Source organism: Methylobacterium sp. E-065, assembly GCF_022829605.1.
GTDB lineage: Bacteria > Pseudomonadota > Alphaproteobacteria > Rhizobiales > Beijerinckiaceae > Methylobacterium.
Window position 1 is genome coordinate 1 of sequence record NZ_JAKSYD010000225.1, and the last position, 318, is coordinate 318.

Sequence of the window (318 nt, forward strand, 5' to 3'; positions counted from 1 at the left end):
GCCGATCCCATTTTGCCGACGAAGCCCTTCGTCGCCCGCGGCCTGCGCCTGAACTGGGCGGCCAAGCGCGGCCTCGATGTCGGCGTGGCCGTCACCGCCCTGTTCCTGCTGCTGCCGCTGGTTCTGCTCATCGCCCTGCTGGTCTGGGCCGGCGATGGCCGCGCCCCGATCTTCCGCCACAGGCGCCTGGGCCTCGACGGCCGCTCGTGCGGCTGCCTCAAGTTCCGCTCCATGGTCACCGACGGCGAGGCGGTGCTGGCCGCCCAGCTGGCCTCCGACCCGCGGGCCCGGGCCGAATGGGCCGCCACGCACAAGCTC

The 318-nt window shown here is 73.6% G+C and carries 1 protein-coding gene; it reads left to right on the forward strand.

Annotated elements, in window-relative coordinates; translation table 11 throughout:
• Positions 1 to 12: 12 nt before the first annotated feature.
• A partial coding sequence (locus MKK84_RS25985) for a sugar transferase (protein ID WP_243924909.1) occupies positions 13 to 318 on the forward strand: 306 nt, incomplete at its 3' end.